This window comes from Streptococcus sp. 1032 (assembly GCF_013277015.1).
Classification (GTDB): Bacteria; Bacillota; Bacilli; order Lactobacillales; family Streptococcaceae; genus Streptococcus.
Genome location: NZ_VMMD01000015.1, coordinates 1 through 18071, shown reverse-complemented (window position 1 = coordinate 18071; position 18071 = coordinate 1). Strand labels below are relative to the sequence as shown.

Below are 18071 nucleotides of genomic sequence, written 5' to 3'. Positions count from 1 at the left end.
TAGAGTTAAGACGATTGATTTTATGGAGAATATATTATGCAAAAATTATTTTCATTAGATGGAAAAGTGGTTAGAATTTTAACTTTTTTGACAGATTTAATTATTTTAAATACTCTATTTATTGTTAGTTGTATTCCAATAGTTACAATTGGAGCATCACTAACTTCTCTTACGACAATGTGGTATCGTATTTTAAAAGGTAAAGATACCGATATTGCTTATCATTATTTTCGGATCTTTAGACAAAATTTTAAACAATCAACTTTTATTTGGTTGTTTATCCTCCTAATAGAATTACTTTTATATGTGAACTATTGTCTTTGGGGCTATTCAAGTTTATTTTCAGAGTATAGTTTATTGTTAGTGTTGCCCTTTTTATTTGTTATAATACTTTTGATGAGTGTTATTTTTCCCTATATTGGTTTATTTAAAGATAATCTAAAAAATAGTATTGTAAATAGCGTATTAATTTGTATTTTAAATCCAATACAAGCTATCATGTTGGTTTTATTTAATATTTCTGTACTGTATATGAGTTTTAGTAGTCCAGAACGAGTTTTAACAGCTATTTACGTATTTACATTTGGGGGATTTGCTTTTTGCGGATTGATGAATGTAATGATAACGAATAAAATGTTTGATAAAGTAAAGCAATTTACTAAAAGGAGGGAAACAAATTGAAAATTTTTAAGGGAGAGTTTTATCGAATCTCTGTATTAACAGACAAGTTAGTAAGGTTAGAATACTCTCAAACTGGAAGTTTTGAGGATAGAACGACACAACTTATCTATAATAGAGGTTTTGGTCAAGTTTCGTTAGATTATATCGAGACATCAAACGTACTAGATATTATGACGGACTATTTTCATTTGCATTTTAATAAAGGAGAATTTAACGCCGAAAATTTATTTATAGAATTAAAAGGAAATTTTGCCGTATATGGTAGTCGCTGGTATTTTGGTGAATCTATTGAAACGTTAAAAGGAACAGCTCGGACTCTGGATGAGGCAGATGGAGCAATCTCGTTAGAAGATGGAATTATTAGCAGAAATGGTATAGCCTTATTGGATGATTCTCAAGAATTTATTTGGGATGAACAGTCTGGTTATATTGAGAGAGAAAATCAAATTGACCTGTATTTCTTTGCCTATGGGCATGATTATAGAGGAGCAATCAGAGACTTTTACCATTTGACTGGTTCAACACCCTTGTTGCCAAGATATGCTTTAGGCAATTGGTGGAGTAGGTATTGGCCTTATACGTCGGATGAATACTTGGATTTAATAGACAGATTTGAAACAGAGAAAATTCCATTATCTATCGGTGTTTTAGATATGGATTGGCATATAACTGATATTCCAGCTCGTTTTGGAAGTGGCTGGACAGGATATAGTTGGAATAAAAACTTAATACCTAATCCAGAACAGTTATTGCAACAACTTCATGATAGAAAGTTAAAACTCTCCTTAAATGTCCATCCTGCTGATGGTATACGGGCTTATGAAGAAGCTTATCCTCGAGTCGCCAAACGATTGGGGTTAAATGTAGAACTAGAAGAACCTGCTATTTTTGATTTTTTTAATCCATCTTTTAGAGAAGCCTACTTTAAAGATGTTCATTATGAGCTAGAAAAGCAGGGAGTAGATTTTTGGTGGATTGACTGGCAACAAGGGACACAAGGCATGTTGGATCCACTGTGGCTTTTAAACCATTATCATTATCAGGATAGTTGTAAAAATGAAGAAGGTGGTTTGATTTTATCAAGATATGCAGGTCCTGGTAGTCATCGCTACCCTGTTGGTTTTTCAGGGGATACTATTATTAGTTGGAATTCCTTAAGATTTCAACCTTATTTTACAGCGACAGCATCAAATATCGGTTATAGTTGGTGGAGTCATGATATTGGTGGACACATGCTGGGGGATTATGACGAAGAGCTACAAACCAGATGGCTACAGTTTGGCGTTTTTAGTCCGATTACTCGATTACATAGTTCCAGAAGTCCCTTTAATAGTAAAGAACCTTGGTTTTTTTCAGAAACAACATCTAAGATTATGAAGAAATACCTTCGTTTGAGACATCAGATGATTCCATATCTATATACCATGAATGTAAAGACACACGAGGAAGGTGCCCCATTAATTAGCCCAATGTATTATTTCTACCCAGAGAATGATGAGAGCTATAATGTTCCAAATCAATACTTTTTTGGAACAGAACTGATGGTGGCTCCCATTGTAGAAAAGATGGATTTGGCATTCCAATCTGCAAAAGTGGATGTATGGTTCCCTGAAGGTGAATGGTATGACTTCTTTTCAGAGAAAAAATATACAGGTGGTGTGAAGTTGAGTGTTTATAGAGACATTTCGACTATGCCTGTGTTTGCAAAAAGTGGTGCAATCATTCCCCTGGTTGGTTCTGAGATAGATATGGGTGTTGAGTTACCTGAAGTTGTAGATTGGTATGTATTTCCAGGCAAACAACATTCTTTTGAAATGATTGAAGATCAAAATGGTCAAAGATATAAAACAAGATTATCAATCGACTGGGAAATGGGGATGGTAGAGTTAGCATTACAAGGAGATTCTAGTATCGTTCCAAGCAAAAGAAGGCATAGAATTCATTTTAAAGGAACGAATGTGTCTATAATTGAATTGCCAAATAAGAATGATACAGCTAGATTTGAATGGAAAGATCATAAAAGGACATCCCTAAATGACGAAGTTTTCAGACTACTAAAGACGGCTTCTCTTCCATATGAATTAAAAGATAGATTGTTAAATCAATTCATCAATGCCAAAAATTCTCATGAGTTAATGAATATCTTGCATCATCAGGATAAGGAATTGAGAGGGCGTTTGTTGGAAATGATATTTACTAGCCAAAACTAATTGAAATAATTAGAAAGTCATTTGTTTAGTGTATATGAAGCTTCGGTATGGTATTTGTTATCATTGGTCACATTGAAAATGTGAAATAAGCACCTACAACATAGACTTTACAACACTTCATGGTTCGATCCGTGAGGTGTTTTTCCATTTAAGTCAAAGCTAATCAAAAAATCCCACTATTCATTAGGCTAAAGGAAACCTAATCATAGTGAGATTGTGAATTATAGTAGATTTTGTATTGCCTCTTCAATTTGTTTTGGATCCGTTTTTGAAGAGAAGCGTTCAAAGACTTGCCCATCACGATCGATGAGAAATTTAGCGAAATTCCATTCGATTCGTTTTCCCAGTGGGCCAGATTTCTGGTCTTTTAACCAGACATAGAGAGGATCTGCCTCCTTACCGTTGACCTTGATCTTGGCAAAACGTGGGAAGGTGGTCTGATAATGTAGGCTACAGAAGGCGTTGATTTCCTCTGCGCTACCTGGTGCTTGTCCCATAAACTGATTGCAAGGGAAGTCTAAAATCTCAAAACCTTGTTCTTGATAGCGGTCATAGAGTTCTCGAAGTCCTTGGTACTGGGGCGTTAAACCACATCCAGTAGCAGTGTTGACAACCAAGAGAACTTTGCCACGATAGCTTTCCAAGGGAGTTGATTGGTTGTTTTGGCCTAAAACGGAAAAATCATAAAGTGAAGTCATGAGGGCCTCTTTTCTTTTTCTACATTGTAACAGTTTTTACTTTTTTCGTCGAGTCGGATGGAAGATGTTGTTGAAAAATAGGTCCTTGATACAATAGAAACCGTTTACAAACAGCTTAAAAAAATGGTGTGGTTTAATTAAGCCGGGTTACTTAGTTGCTATAAATCTCTAATTTGAGATTTAGTTCCTATTGATTTATTGGAGTGTATACATGCAAACAAAAACAAAGAAACTCATTGTGAGTTTGTCTTCACTTGTTTTATCAGGATTTTTATTACACCATTATCTGACAGTTGGAGCGAAAGAAACGACTACGAATACCATTCAGAAAAGCCAGAAGTTCAGTATCAGCAAAGGGATGCAAAAAATTTAGTTGAAAATGGTGATCTTGGTCAGACGGAGGACGGAAGCAGTCCGTGGACAGGAAGCAAAGCTCAGGGGTGGTCAGCTTGGGTAGACCAGAAGAATAGTTCTGCAGATGCCTCAACTCGAGTTATTGAGGCTAAGGATGGGGCTATCACTATCTCAAGCCATGAGAAATTAAGGGCAGTGGTTCACCGTATGGTCCCTGTTGAAGCTAAGAAAAAGTATAAACTGCGTTTCAAGACTAAAACAGATAATAAAGTCGGGATTGCTAAGGTTCGTATCATTGAGGAAAGTGGTAAGGACAATCAATTGTGGAATTTTGCAACGACGTCAGGAACAAAGGACTGGAAGACCATTGAAGCAGACTATAGCCCGACTTTAGATGTTGATAAAATCAAGCTGGAGTTATTCTATGAAACGGGAACTGGGACTATTTCTTTTAAGGATATTGAGCTGGTAGAGGTAGCAGACCAGCCTTCTGAGGATTCTCAAACAGATAAACAGCTCGAGGAAAAGATTGATTTACCAATTGGGAAAAAACATGTCTTTGCTCTTGCAGACTATACTTATAAGGTAGAAAATCCTGATTTTGCTTCAGTCAAAAATGGAATTTTAGAACCTCTTAAGGAAGGGACAACCAATGTCATTGTCAGTAAAGATGGAAAGGAGGTGAAAAACATTCCTTTGAAGATTCTAGCCTCTGTTAAGGATGCATACACAGCCCGTTTGGATGACTGGAATGGTATCATCGCTGGGAATCAATACTATGATTCTAAAAATGAACAGATGGCCAAATTAAACCAGGAACTGGAAGGAAAAGTGGCTGATAGCCTATCCAGTATTTCAAGTCAGGCGGGCCGCACCTATTTGTGGGAAAAATTTTCAAATTATAAAACGTCTGCGAATCTAACTGCTACTTATCGGAAATTGGAGGAGATGGCCAAGCAAGTGACCAATCCTTCTTTTCGTTATTATCAGGATGAAACCGTTATTCGAACAGTTAGGGATTCCATGGAATGGATGCATAAACATGTCTACAATAGTGAAAAAAGCATTGTTGGGAGTTGGCGGGATTATGAAATCAGTACACCTCGTGCCATCAACAATACCTTGTCTCTGATGAAAGAATACTTCTCTGATGAGGAAATTAAAAAGTATACAGATGTGATTGAAAAATTTGCGCCAGATCCCGAATATTTCCGAAAGACGACTGATAACCCATTTAAGTCCCTAGGTGGAAACTTAGTGGATATGGGAAGGGTAAAAGTAATAGCTGTTTTACTGCGCAAGGATGACCAAGAAATTTCTTCTACCATTCGTTCGATTGAGCAAGTGTTCAAGTTGGTAGACCAAGATGAAGGTTTTTATCAAGATGGATTCTATATCGACCACACCAATGTTGCCTATACGGGTGCTTATGGGGATGTCTTGATTGATGGCCTGTCTCAACTGTTGCCAGTCATTCAAAAGACCAAGAGCCCAATCAATAAATATAAAATGCAAACTATGTACCACTGGATTGATAAATCGTTTGCCCCTTTGCTGGTGAATGGAGAGCTGATGGATATGAGTCGTGGACGCTCGATCAGTCGTGCAAATTGCGAGGGGCACGTGGCCGTAGTAGAAGTGCTAAGAGGGATTCACCGGATAGCGGATATGTCTGAAGGAGAAACCAAACAACGTTTGCAGAGTTTTGTGAAGACCATTGTCCAATCGGATAGTTATTATGATGTCTTTAAGAATTTGAAGACTTATAAGGATATCAGTTTGATGCAATCTTTGTTAAGCGATGCTGGAGTCGCAAGTGTTCCAAGAACCAGTTACCTATCTGCCTTTAATAAGATGGATAAAACAGCTATGTACAATGCGGAGAAAGGGTTTGGATTTGGCTTGTCACTCTTTTCCAGTCGTATCTTGAATTACGAACACATGAACAAGGAAAACAAACGTGGTTGGTATACGAGTGATGGGATGTTCTATCTTTACAATGGCGATTTGAGTCACTATAGCGATGGCTACTGGCCAACAGTTAATCCATATAAGATGCCTGGTGCGACAGGAACAGATGCTAAGAGATCGGATAGTGATACAGGTAAAGTTCTACCGTCTGCTTTCGTTGGAACGAGCAAACTAGATGAGGCCAATGCGACAGCAACCATGGATCTCACTAACTGGAATCAAACACTGACTGCTCATAAGAGCTGGTTTATGCTGAAGGATAAGATCGCCTTTTTAGGAAGCAATATCCAAAACACTTCAATAGATACTGCTGCAACTACAATTGACCAGAGAAAACTGGAATCAAGTGATCCATATAAAGTCTATGTCAATGATAAAGAAGCCTCCCTCACGGAACAAGAAAAGGATTATCCTGAAACCCAAAGTGTCTTCTTAGAATCGTCCGATTCGAAAAAGAATATTGGTTACTTTTTCTTTAAGAAGAGTTCAATCAGTATGAGTAAGGCTGTCCAAAAGGGATCTTGGAAGGATATCAATGAAGGACAGTCAGACAAGGAAGTTGAAAATGAATTTCTTACGATTAGTCAGGCTCATAAGTAAAATGGGGATTCTTATGGCTATATGCTCATCCCTAACGTGGATCGTGCCACCTTCAATCAAATGGTAAAAGAGTTAGAAAGTAGTCTCATCGATAACAATGAGATCCTTCAGTCTGTTTATGATGCCAAACAAGGAGTTTGGGGCATTGTAAAATATGATGATTCTGTCTCTACTATTTCCAACCAATTCCAAGTCTTGAAACGTGGGGTCTATACGATTCGAAAAGAAGGGGATGACTATAAGGTTGCCTACTACAATCCTGAAACCCAGGAATCAGCTCCAGATCAGGAAGTCTTTAAAAAGTTAGAACAAGCAGCTCAACCACAAACTCAGGATTCAAAAGAAAAGGAAAAATCTGAAGAAGAAAAGAACCATTCGGATCAAAAGAATCTCCCTCAGACAGGAGAAGGTCAGTCAATCTTGGCAAGTCTAGGGCTCTTGCTACTTGGGGCGACTTATCTATTCCGTAGAGGAAAGAATAACTGATTTGTTCATCATCTAAGATGAATCACATGAAACTGTGGAAAATAGAAAAAATCCGAAGAAAGTCAAACATCTTCGGATTTTTCTTTTAAAAAGAGTTTGGAACAAAAAGATTTTGATTTTAGAAATTCTTTATTATAAATTTTAAAAATCGATAGATTAGACAAAAAAGCGAACAATACAGAATTCTGAGTGTCAGATAACTCGTTTTGTTCGCTTTTTATATTTAAGGTTAGACTTTTGTCCCAGACTATTTTCACTTCATTTTATCTGAGTGTAACATACTGTTGGGCAATCTCGCTAATGCGGTCAAAGTCGCCTTGGGAAGCGAGTTTATTGAGTTCGCCACCAATTCCAACGGCGTCTGCACCAGCAGCGAACCATTGAGGAATGTTGTTTAGGCCGACTCCTCCGGTTACCATTACGGAAACTTGTGGGATCGGTGCCTTGACTGCAGAGATATATGCTGGACTGAGAGCACTACCTGGGAAGAGTTTAATGATTTCACTACCGGCTTCAAGTGCAGTCGTTATCTCTGTGAGAGTAATACAGCCTGGAATGTACGGTGTGCTGTAGAGATTGCACATTTTTGCAGTTTCAGCATGGAAAGATGGAGAAACAACGTAATTTGCTCCGGCTAGAATAGCATCTCTAGCAGTTACGGCATCAATCACAGTACCTGCACCGATACAAACACTTTGATCGTCCTGATACAAGTCTACAAGTTCCTTGATGATTTGCCCTGCATACTGATTGGTATAGGCGATTTCAATAGCTTTGATACCTCCCTTGATACAAGCAATCGAGGCTTGCAGTCCTTCTTCCTTTGTATTTCCTCGAATAACAGCGACAATTTTTTGTTTTTTTAGTTCAATAATCGTATCTGATTTGGTCATGTAATTCTCCTAACGAATGATATCTTGTGCATTTGCCAGTAATTTTTCAATACTAGTTTCGGAAGTGGAGAGATGGTCTCCTGGAAGAGTACATTTGAGAGTTGCGCTCGCAACTGCAAAGTCAATGGTAGTTTTTAAGGAGGAATGATGGAGTAGTTGATAAAGGGCACCAGATATAAAGGCATCTCCGCTACCAACTCGTTGATAGACTGCAGTTTTTAGTTGGACAGACTCTTCAAATCGTTCTCCCAGAGCATAGGCCTGATAGACATTTTTGTCTTGTTCATCACTAGAGCGGAGGGTATGGAAAATGGCCTTGAAACCATAGGCTTCTTTTAATTGTCGCATGCGATTTTCCACCTCTTTTAGGCTGGCTCTGTCTCTTGGGAACATCTCTAGATTTTGGTCATCAATCATGAGAGGATCAATACCAAAGCAATAGTCAGCGAAACGTGCAAACTTAGAAAATTCATACTTGGCTTCTAGGACTGAAATCATCTTTGTTCTCAGATTGAGATCCATTGAAACGATAATCCCTCGGCGCTTGGCTTCTTCCAAGAGTAGGAGAAGGAGCGTACGAACCTCTTGACCGATAGCTACAGTGATTCCACTAAAATGAAAATGGCTAATCCCCTGAAAGAGAGAATCCATATCTAGCATGTTTGGCCGAATCTGACTGATACTCGTATGCTTACGATCGTAGAAAACTTCACTTTGACGACAACCAAAGCCGTTCTCCAAAAAGTAGAGGCCGATTCGATTGCCAATCCGACAGATTGAACTGGTATCGATTTGGTGCTGTTTCAAGAATGTGAGAAAACGATCTCCAATCTCGTTGTCAGGGAGTGCGGTAAAGACTTTCGTTGAGATACCCAGGGCCTGCAAATTACAAGCGATGTTAATTTCTGATCCGCCAAAATAAGTCGAACTGGCAACATGATCGCCGATACTGGTGGCATCTAATGGTGAGATTCGAATTAATGGTTCGCCAAACAGTAATATTTTCGTCATCCATTAGTTCCTTTCTGGTTTAGAATAGCTTTACTTGGCTAATACTTCTTTCAAATAAGCAGCGACTTCATCATCTTGGCAGTTTTCAAAGAAGTATTCTTGGAAGTATTTGCCAGAGATGGTGTCTTTGAGGAAGTCTTGGTCGATTGTTTTAAGGATGGTCATCAAATCATTGTAGGTGATTTGTTTTACCTCGTTTAAGATACGAGCGTTGCGTTGTTCAGGGATTACACGTTCTCTTGGGTAGCCACCGCCCATTTCTTCAGCAAATAAGCGTTCAAACATCAATTTGAGGGTCAGTTCTGCCCCCCAGCCAAATCCTTTGGCATAAGGGATAGACAAGGCGTTACCACCATTGATTTGAGAATAAAGGTAAGCATCAGTTGGGTCCACTGCTAGACCACAGACAACACCAGGGAAGCTGTTTAAAGCAAGCATAGCTCCTACACCCGTACCACAGCCGGTAACAACAAAGTCGACTGCTTTTGTATTTAAAAGGATGGCAGCCATTAGGCCGTTTTGTACGTATGTTAATGGGTTTTCACCTTCTTCTCCACGCATACCATAGTTAAATAATTGGTAGCCTTTTTTATTTGTCGCTTCTTTTAGACTATCATAAATAATGTGATTCTTACTAGCTTGACTATTTTCATTGATTAATGCGATTTTCATAAGATCCTCTTTCTATTTTTACTCAGGTTGTTTTCCGATGTAGGCTAAGATACCGCCATCTACATATAGGATGTGGCCATTGACAAAGTCGCTGGCTTCACTAGCGAGAAAGACAGCAGGGCCCATTAAATCTTCAGGATTTCCCCAACGTGCAGCAGGTGTTTTTGCAATGATGAACTGGTCAAATGGGTGGCGAGAACCATCTTCTTGCAACTCACGAAGAGGTGCTGTTTGAGGAGTGGCAATATAACCCGGCCCGATTCCGTTACATTGGATATTGGCTCCACCGTATTCAGACGCAATGTTGCGGGTCAACATTTTCAAGCCGCCTTTAGCGGCAGCATAAGCGCTAACCGTTTCACGTCCCAGTTCGCTCATCATCGAGCAAATATTGATAATCTTTCCATGCCCTTTCTTTATCATAGAAGGAATGACTGCTTTTGAAACGATAAATGGTGCGTTTAAGTCAATATCGATGACCTTACGGAAATCAGCGGCGCTCATTTCGCACATTGGAACGCGGCGGATAATACCAGCGTTATTAACGAGGATGTCAATGACACCAACCTCTTGTTCGATTTGCTTGACCATGGCTTGGATACCGTCCTCGTCTGTCACGTCACAGACATACCCATGGGCTTCGATGCCAACTTCACGATAAGCTTCAATCCCTTTATTGACCAGGTCTTGATTGATATCATTAAAGACAATAGTAGCGCCGACCTCAGCGTAGGATTTGGCAATAGCAAATCCAATTCCATAAGAAGCGCCGGTGATGAGAGCAATTTTTCCTTTTAAAGAAAACTGTTCAATTGAGAATGATGTATTTGTCATTTGATACTTCCTTTCAAATTTGTTAAGACTTCTCTATAACCAAATTATATTCTAGTAAACCGGTTTTGTCAATGATTAAATATTTTTATTTCTGAAAATCTTTGTTTTCCTAAAAAAACGGAAGATTTTGAAGTTTCTGTCTATTGTAATGGTTAAACAAGCAATGAAAGCGCTAATATTTTTTTGAAAAAACTATTGACAAGATAAAAATAAAGGTCTACAATGTAAAATATAGAGTAAACCGGTAAACTCAAAAAAGAAAGGAGAAAAGATGAAAATTGTACTTGTAGGGCATGGACATTTTGCCACAGGGATTTATAGTTCTTTACAATTGATTGCAGGCAATCAAGAAAATGTGGAGGCGATTGACTTTGTGGAAGGAATGTCAGCAGATGAACTCAAGCAAAAAATCTTACTTGCAATTTCAAATGAAGAAGAAATTTTAATCCTAAGTGATCTCTTGGGAGGATCGCCATTCAAGGTTTCTTCTACCATAATGGGAGAAAATCCAGCCAAAACAATGAATGTTCTCTCGGGTTTGAACTTAGCCATGTTAATGGAAGCAGTCTTTGCTAGAATGTCTCATAGCTTTGATGAGGTTGTTAATAAATCAGTAGTGGCGGCCCAGGGCGGAGTCGTAAATGGTAAAGAATTGTTTTCAGCGGATGCAGAGGAAGAGGAAGAAGATTTCGAATCGGGTATTTAAAGGGTAAAAGAATGATAAAAAAGGTTACGATTGAAGAAATAAAATCGCCTGAGCGCTTCTTAGAAGTACCACTTCTGACGAAAGAAGAAGTCGGCCAGGCAATCGATAAGGTTATTCGGCAGTTAGAACTCAACCTTGACTATTTCAAGGAGGATTTCCCGACGCCAGCTACCTTTGATAATGTCTATCCAATCATGGATAATACGGAATGGACCAATGGTTTCTGGACAGGAGAACTGTGGTTGGCTTATGAATACAGTCAACAGGATGAATTTAAAAACATCGCTCATAAAAATGTTCTTTCTTTCCTGGATCGTGTCAATAAGAGAGTAGAATTGGATCACCATGATCTCGGCTTCTTGTACACACCGTCTTGTATGGCTGAATATAAGATAAATGGAGATGGAGAGGCCAGAGAGGCAGCCTTGAAAGCTGCAGATAAGTTGATTGAACGCTATCAAGAAAAAGGTGGTTTTATTCAAGCTTGGGGAGACTTGGGCAAGAAAGAGCATTACCGTTTGATTATCGACTGCTTGCTCAACATCCAACTCTTATTCTTTGCTTATCAAGAAACAGGCGATCAAAAATACTACGATATTGCAGAAAGCCATTTCTATGTTTCAGCTAATAATGTAATCCGTGATGACGCTTCGTCCTTCCACACCTTCTACTTTGATCCTGAGACAGGTCAACCCCTTAAAGGTGTAACGAGACAAGGGTATAGTGATGATTCATGCTGGGCACGTGGTCAATCATGGGGAGTCTATGGTATTCCTTTGACTTATCGTCACCTGAAAGACGAGTCCTGCTTTGACTTGTTTAAGGGTGTAACCAATTATTTCTTGAATCGTCTGCCAAAAGATCATGTTTCTTATTGGGATTTGATTTTTAATGATGGTAGTGATCAATCACGAGATTCTTCAGCAACAGCTATCGCTGTCTGTGGGATTCATGAAATGCTAAAACATCTCCCAGAGGTGGATGCTGACAAAGATATTTATAAACATGCTATGCATGCCATGCTTCGTTCTTTGATCGAACATTATGCAAATGATCAATTTACCCCTGGTGGGACAAGTCTCCTCCACGGTGTGTACTCATGGCATTCAGGTAAAGGAGTGGACGAAGGCAATATCTGGGGTGACTACTATTACCTAGAAGCCCTTATCCGTTTCTACAAGGATTGGAACCTATATTGGTAGGAGGAGAAATATGACAATGCCAAATATTATTATGACCCGTATCGATGAACGGTTGATTCATGGGCAAGGACAACTTTGGGTAAAATACCTAGGTTGTAATACGGTCATTGTTGCCAATGACGAAGTAAGCACGGACAAGATGCAACAAACTCTGATGAAAACAGTTGTGCCAGACTCAGTTGCCATGCGTTTCTTCCCTTTGCAAAAGGTGATTGATATCATTCACAAGGCCAATCCTGCTCAAACGATCTTTATCGTTGTAAAGGATGTGAAGGACGCTTTAACCTTGGTAGAAGGTGGTGTCCCTATTGAAGAAGTCAATATTGGGAACATTCACAATGCCCCTGGTAAAGAGCAAGTGACACGCTCCATCTTCCTGGGTGAAGAGGACAAGGCAGCCCTCAAGGAATTGAACCAAACTTATCAAGTAACATTTAATACGAAAACAACTCCAACAGGAAATGATGGAGCTGTTGAAGTCAACATTATGGACTATATTTAAAAGAGGAGATCGTTATGTCGATTAATGTATTTCAAGCGATTTTAATTGGATTATGGACAGCTTTCTGTTTTAGTGGAATGCTGTTAGGAATTTACACCAATAGATGTATTGTTCTGTCATTTGGTGTCGGAATTATTCTAGGTGATTTGCCTACTGCTCTTGCAATGGGAGCTATTGGTGAATTGGCTTATATGGGATTCGGTGTTGGTGCTGGAGGTACTGTTCCACCAAACCCAATCGGACCTGGTATCTTTGGTACCTTGATGGCTATCACTAGTGCTGGTAAAGTCAGTCCAGAAGCGGCTCTTGCCCTCTCTACTCCGATTGCTGTGGCGATTCAATTCTTACAAACTTTCGCCTACACTGTACGTGCTGGTGCGCCTGAAACGGCGATGAAGCACTTGAAAAACCATAATTTGAAGAAATTCAAGTTCACTCTAAATGCAACAATTTGGTTGTTTGCCTTTATTGGATTTACCTTGGGTTGCTTGGGTGCCCTTTCAATGGATACCTTGTTGAAACTCGTAGACTACATTCCACCAGTATTGCTTACAGGTTTGACAGTTGCTGGTAAAATGCTCCCAGCTATCGGTTTTGCAATGATCTTGTCAGTGATGGCTAAGAAAGAGTTGATTCCCTTTGTCTTGTTGGGATATGTTTGTGCGGCTTATCTAAACATCCCAACAATTGGTATTGCAATTGTAGGTACTATCTTTGCTTTGATTGAATTTTATAACAAGCCAAAAACAGCGAATCATGTGGTAGAGGAGGAAGCACACGATGACTGGATCTAACAAATTAACAAAACGTGATTATCTTAAAACGTCTTTGCGGGCATTCTTTTGTCAAAATGGATTTAACTATAGTAACTATCAAGGGTTGGGATATGCCAATGTGATGTATCCTGCTTTGAAAAAACACTATGGAGAGGATCAGGAAGGTTTCTACCAAGCCTTGGAAGAAAACTGTGAATTCTATAATACCAACCCACACTTCCTGCCTTTTATTACCAGTTTGCACCTTGTAATGTTGGAAAATGGCCGTCCGGCAAAAGAGACACGTAGCATCAAGATGGCCTTGATGGGGCCATTGGCAGGTATTGGGGATTCTCTTTCACAATTTTGTTTAGCTCCATTGTTCTCAACCATCGCAGCTTCTTTTGCTCAAGAAGGCCTGGTTGTCGGTCCAATCTTGTTCTTCCTAGCGATGAATACGATTTTGACAGCGATTAAATTGTCAACTGGTCTCTATGGATACAAACTAGGAACGACTGTGATTGATAAACTAAGTGAACAGATGGCAACGATTTCTCGTATTGCTAATATTATCGGTGTAACCGTAATTGCTGGTTTGGCAGCGACATCTGTGAAGATTATGGTGCCAATCACCTTTGCTGCAGGGGAAGTTAAAGCAGATACCAAACAAAGTATCGTAAGTATTCAGGGAATGCTTGATAAGGTTGCTCCAGCTCTTCTACCAGCCCTATTTACACTTTTAGTTTACTACTTGATCAAAGAAAAGAAATGGACAACATATAAACTCGTTATTTTAACAGTTATCATCGGAATTATCGGAAGCTGGCTTAAGATTCTAGCTTAATGGATACAACATTGTTTTATGGAATAGTGATTGTCTTGGCAGTGAGCCCCCTTTTACTGTCAAGCTTTCATTCTATTCGTCAGCAAAAGTTGCTTCGCAAACAGATGGAGCAACGAAAAGAGTATTTAGCTTCTTTAACATCTGGTGATGAAGTGTTGTTATTGTCTGGAATTCATGGAAAAATCATTTCTATCAAAGATGACTTGGTCTCCTTGCAGATTGCAAAAGGTGTGGTCATCTATGTAGAAAAGGAAAGTGTAATGGGAAAGATAAAAGAACTGCTTTTTAAGTAGTTCTTTTTCTGGTAATAGATAATGAAAGAAGAAAGAAGACAATTTTTTGAAAGAATTGATGGGGATCAATATCGTGATTATATCTTGTCCCACTGTTCACAAGACTATGAGAAAGTCAAGCGTTCCCTTGAACGCTTGATGGACAATCGTTTTATGTTTGATAGTCCTTGGGATATGGAACCTTGTTCAAAAATCCATCAAATCCAGCCGATGGTGTGGAATCAAGTATTTGAAGATGATCCAGAATGGGCTTATATGCTCAATCGACAAGAATATCTCTTGCAGTTTATGATAGGGTACCTGGTAGAAGGAGATAAGGGCTATATCCAAAAGTGCAAGTTCTTTCTATTTGACTGGATTGAGCAGGTGAGAGAATTTCGTCCTCAATCTTTGATGACTAGAACCTTGGATACGGGTATTCGTTCCTTTACTTGGTTGAAACTACTCTTGCTCCTCTTGAAATTTGACTTGCTAGAGGAGGAAGAACTAGAGAAAATTTTGGTCAGTCTAGAAAAGCAGATTGACTTTATGAAAAGCCATTATCGCGCCAAGTACACCCTTAGTAACTGGGGGATTTTACAAACGATTCCGATACTTGCAACCTATCATTTCTTTTCAGATAAGATGGACCTAGAAGAAGCTTACCATTTTGCTTCAAAGGAGTTGAAACAGCAGATCGAGACGCAGATTTTAGAGGATGGAAGTCAGTTTGAACAGTCGATTCTCTATCATGTAGAGGTTTATAAAGCCTTGCTGGACTTGTGTCTCTTGCTTCCGGACTTGCAAGATAGCCTTCAAGAGCTGCTGGAAAAGATGGCGACTTACATTCAAATGATGACAGGTCTAGATGGACGGACCTTGGCTTTTGGTGATAGCGATTCTACAGAAACGACAGAGATTTTGAGCCTGTCTGCTATGGTTTTGAACAAGGAAGACCTTCTTAACGGTCTGGATGTTAAAGTCGATTTACTTAGCCTCCTGTTCCTGGGGCGAGAAAAGGTCAAGCGACTGCAGGAATTTGAAAAGAGAGCTTGGCAGCCTAAGTTCAGGAGCTTTGAAGATTCTGGGCATGTTTGCATTAAGGATGAACATCGTTATCTATTTTTTAAAAACGGTCCGCTGGGAAGTGCCCATAGCCATAGTGACGAGAATAGTTTTTGCTTACAGTATCAAGGCCAACCGATTTTCATAGATACTGGGCGTTATTCTTATCGGGAGGTAGATGAACGTTATCTCTTAAAGAGTGCTTGGAGTCATTCGACCTGTATAGTAGATGGGAAAGCTCCAGAAAGGATCGTGGGATCCTGGGAATATGAATACTATCCTCACTCCCTGTTTTGTCACCACAAAGAAAGAGAGGGAGTGCATTATATTGAGGGGGCGTATTTGTCAGCAGAACCTGATTTGCCTTATCTTCACAGGAGAAAAATCCTCATGTTGGCAGAGGATGTATGGCTCTTGGTAGATGATATCAGGTGTCAAGGTCAGCATGAGGCGTTGACTCAGTTTATCCTTGACAAGGATGTGACCTATCAAGATGGGAAAATCAATCAGTTGAAACTATGGAGTGAAGTTGATTTTGATTTGGAAGCTACGATCATTTCTCCTAAATACAACGAGCTTGAAAAAAGTAGCAAACTCATCAAACACCAATTCTTTGAGAATCAGATGCTGGATTATACAATCATTGCGCATGAGAGTTTTGAAATCATCCGTCATTCTGTCTACCAGACAGATGGTCATCAAGTAGAAAATGCTCTGGCTTTTGAAGTGAAAAATGACGAAACAGACAAGCTGATTCTGTTATTAAGCGAGGATATTTGTGTAGGTGAAAAATTATGCCTCGTTGACGGAACAAAAATGCGTGGAAAATGTCTAGTATATGATAAAATAAATGAGAGAATGATTCGCTTGCAGTGCTAGAAATAGACGTTTTGAATAGTGAATATGTTATAATGGGTATTAGTAGGAGGTGTTTTAGATTGGAGAAGAAACTGACCATAAAAGATATTGCAGAAATGGCTCAGACCTCGAAAACAACCGTGTCATTTTACCTAAACGGGAAATATGAAAAAATGTCCCAAGAGACACGTGAAAAGATTAAAAAAGTTATTCATGAAACAAATTACAAACCGAGCATTGTTGCGCGTAGCTTAAACTCCAAACGAACAAAATTAATTGGTGTTTTGATTGGTGATATTACCAACAGTTTCTCAACCCAAATTGTTAAGGGAATTGAGGATATCGCCAGCCAGAATGGCTACCAGGTAATGATAGGAAATAGTAACTACAGCCAAGAGAGTGAGGACAGGTATATTGAAAGCATGCTTCTCTTGGGAGTAGACGGCTTTATTATTCAGCCGACCTCTAATTTCCGAAAATATTCTCGTATCATCGATGAGAAAAAGAAGAAAATGGTCTTTTTTGATAGTCGGCTCTATGAACACCGGACTAGCTGGGTCAAAACCAATAACTATGATGCCGTTTATGATATGACCCAGTCCTGTATCGAAAAAGGTTATGAGCATTTTCTCTTGATTACAGCGGATACGAGTCGTTTGAGTACTCGGATTGAGCGGGCAAGTGGTTTTGTGGATGCTTTAACAGATGCTAATATGCGCCACGCTAGGCTAACCATTGAAGATAAGCATACGAATTTGGAACAAATTAAGGAATTTTTACAAAAAGAAATCAATCCCGATGAAAAAACTCTGGTATTTGTTCCTAACTGTTGGGCACTACCTCCAGTCTTTACCGTTATCAAAGAGTTGAATTATAACTTGCCACAAGTTGGGTTGATTGGTTTTGACAATACGGAGTGGACTTGCTTTTCTTCTCCAAGTGTTTCGACGTTGGTTCAGCCCGCCTTTGAAGAAGGACAACAGGCTACAAAGATTTTGATTGACCAGATTGAAGGCCTCAATCAAGAAGAAAGGCAACAAGTCTTGGATTGTAGTGTGAGTTGGAAAGAGTCGACTTTCTAAGATGAAAGGGAAATAACTGGCAACCTCTGTTAAGAAATCATAACCACCCGTCAAACGGGTGGTTTGAACCAGGGCTATAAGCCCAAATTACCAGCCAGCGCCTAAAGACGCTGGCTTTCACTTTGTTCAAGCCTCATTGCTCTTGACTCGTCACTTGCCTCTCAAAGAGGCTTTAGTATTACTTACCACTATCCCTAAAGGGATCCTCATATTCTTTTACACTCAATTTATCTAGTGCTATATCATGTTTTTCCTGTTCTTGGATATATTTCTTAATTGTGGCTTCATTAAGCCCTACTGTACTTACATAATAACCTTCCGCCCAGAAATGCCTATTCCCAAACTTGTACTTGAGATTGGCGTGTTTGTCAAACA

The 18071-nt window shown here is 39.2% G+C and carries 15 protein-coding genes and 2 pseudogenes; 11 read left to right on the top strand and 6 right to left on the bottom strand.

All coding sequences use genetic code 11. The features are described 5' to 3' along the window. Positions 1 to 36 precede the first annotated feature (36 nt). Together HT711_RS04695 and HT711_RS04690 are read left to right on the top strand one after the other, a co-directional pair. A complete protein-coding gene (locus HT711_RS04695; protein ID WP_173249783.1) occupies positions 37 to 681 on the top strand; it encodes a YesL family protein in 645 nt (214 codons plus the stop codon). Beyond that, positions 678 to 2891 carry a TIM-barrel domain-containing protein gene (locus HT711_RS04690; protein ID WP_173249782.1) on the top strand — a complete coding sequence of 738 codons (2214 nt, stop codon included), beginning with the start codon at positions 678 to 680 and terminating at the stop codon, positions 2889 to 2891. Before HT711_RS04695 ends, HT711_RS04690 begins: the two co-directional genes overlap by 4 nt. Before the next feature lie 221 nt (positions 2892 to 3112). Here HT711_RS04690 and HT711_RS04685 read toward each other — a convergent pair whose 3' ends face one another. Beyond that, the gene (locus tag HT711_RS04685; RefSeq protein WP_173249781.1) at positions 3113 to 3589 is read right to left on the bottom strand and encodes a glutathione peroxidase; all 477 of its coding nucleotides are present in this window, start codon (positions 3587 to 3589) and stop codon (positions 3113 to 3115) included. 211 nt (positions 3590 to 3800) lie between these two features. On the opposite strand from HT711_RS04685, the pseudogene HT711_RS04680 reads away from it, so the two are divergent. After that, positions 3801 to 7000, top strand: a pseudogene (locus HT711_RS04680) (LPXTG-anchored hyaluronate lyase). Between the two features lie 263 nt (positions 7001 to 7263). On the opposite strand, the gene HT711_RS04675 reads toward HT711_RS04680, so the two are convergent. Genes HT711_RS04675 through HT711_RS04660 form a run of 4 tightly spaced genes read right to left on the bottom strand, consistent with a single transcriptional unit; the run spans position 7264 to position 10410 of the window. Beyond that, on the bottom strand, positions 7264 to 7893 hold the full coding sequence (locus tag HT711_RS04675) for a bifunctional 4-hydroxy-2-oxoglutarate aldolase/2-dehydro-3-deoxy-phosphogluconate aldolase (RefSeq protein WP_049513598.1): 630 nt from the start codon (positions 7891 to 7893) through the stop codon (positions 7264 to 7266). 9 nt (positions 7894 to 7902) lie between these two features. Then, on the bottom strand, positions 7903 to 8904 hold the full coding sequence (locus HT711_RS04670) for a sugar kinase (RefSeq protein WP_173249780.1): 1002 nt from the start codon (positions 8902 to 8904) through the stop codon (positions 7903 to 7905). A gap of 30 nt (positions 8905 to 8934) precedes the next feature. Beyond that, positions 8935 to 9576, bottom strand: a complete 642-nt coding sequence (locus HT711_RS04665) for an RpiB/LacA/LacB family sugar-phosphate isomerase (protein WP_000684789.1) — start codon at positions 9574 to 9576, stop codon at positions 8935 to 8937. A gap of 18 nt (positions 9577 to 9594) precedes the next feature. Further along, on the bottom strand, positions 9595 to 10410 hold the full coding sequence (locus HT711_RS04660; protein ID WP_099180546.1) for a gluconate 5-dehydrogenase: 816 nt from the start codon (positions 10408 to 10410) through the stop codon (positions 9595 to 9597). 271 nt (positions 10411 to 10681) lie between these two features. Between HT711_RS04660 and HT711_RS04655 the strand changes: the two genes are divergently transcribed. The 8 genes from HT711_RS04655 to HT711_RS04620 are packed head-to-tail and all read left to right on the top strand — an operon-like array spanning position 10682 to position 17696. Continuing rightward, positions 10682 to 11116: a PTS sugar transporter subunit IIA gene (locus tag HT711_RS04655; protein ID WP_050240796.1), complete on the top strand. Its 435-nt coding sequence runs from the start codon at positions 10682 to 10684 to the stop codon at positions 11114 to 11116. A gap of 11 nt (positions 11117 to 11127) precedes the next feature. Beyond that, a complete protein-coding gene (locus HT711_RS04650) occupies positions 11128 to 12318 on the top strand; it encodes a glycoside hydrolase family 88 protein (protein ID WP_000592923.1) in 1191 nt (396 codons plus the stop codon). Between the two features lie 10 nt (positions 12319 to 12328). Further along, entirely contained in the window at positions 12329 to 12820 is a 492-nt protein-coding gene (locus HT711_RS04645) for a PTS system mannose/fructose/N-acetylgalactosamine-transporter subunit IIB (protein ID WP_173249779.1), read from the top strand. Between the two features lie 14 nt (positions 12821 to 12834). Further along, positions 12835 to 13614 (top strand): PTS mannose/fructose/sorbose/N-acetylgalactosamine transporter subunit IIC, encoded by a 780-nt coding sequence (locus tag HT711_RS04640; protein WP_000026611.1) that lies wholly within the window; start codon positions 12835 to 12837, stop codon positions 13612 to 13614. Continuing rightward, positions 13601 to 14419, top strand: coding sequence for a PTS system mannose/fructose/sorbose family transporter subunit IID (locus HT711_RS04635; protein ID WP_000148015.1), 819 nt, complete (start codon positions 13601 to 13603; stop codon positions 14417 to 14419). The genes HT711_RS04640 and HT711_RS04635 overlap by 14 nt, the downstream gene beginning before the upstream one ends. Continuing rightward, positions 14419 to 14712 (top strand): preprotein translocase subunit YajC, encoded by a 294-nt coding sequence (gene yajC, locus HT711_RS04630; protein WP_173249778.1) that lies wholly within the window; start codon positions 14419 to 14421, stop codon positions 14710 to 14712. The genes HT711_RS04635 and yajC overlap by 1 nt, the downstream gene beginning before the upstream one ends. Positions 14713 to 14733: 21 nt before the next feature. After that, complete coding sequence (locus HT711_RS04625) at positions 14734 to 16635, top strand: alginate lyase family protein (protein ID WP_173249777.1); 1902 nt, start codon at positions 14734 to 14736, stop codon at positions 16633 to 16635. 59 nt (positions 16636 to 16694) lie between these two features. Further along, positions 16695 to 17696 (top strand): LacI family DNA-binding transcriptional regulator, encoded by a 1002-nt coding sequence (locus HT711_RS04620; protein WP_000412459.1) that lies wholly within the window; start codon positions 16695 to 16697, stop codon positions 17694 to 17696. A gap of 178 nt (positions 17697 to 17874) precedes the next feature. On the opposite strand, the pseudogene tnpA reads toward HT711_RS04620, so the two are convergent. Next, positions 17875 to 18071: pseudogene (gene tnpA / locus HT711_RS04615) on the bottom strand (IS200/IS605-like element ISSsu4 family transposase); the annotation flags it as partial.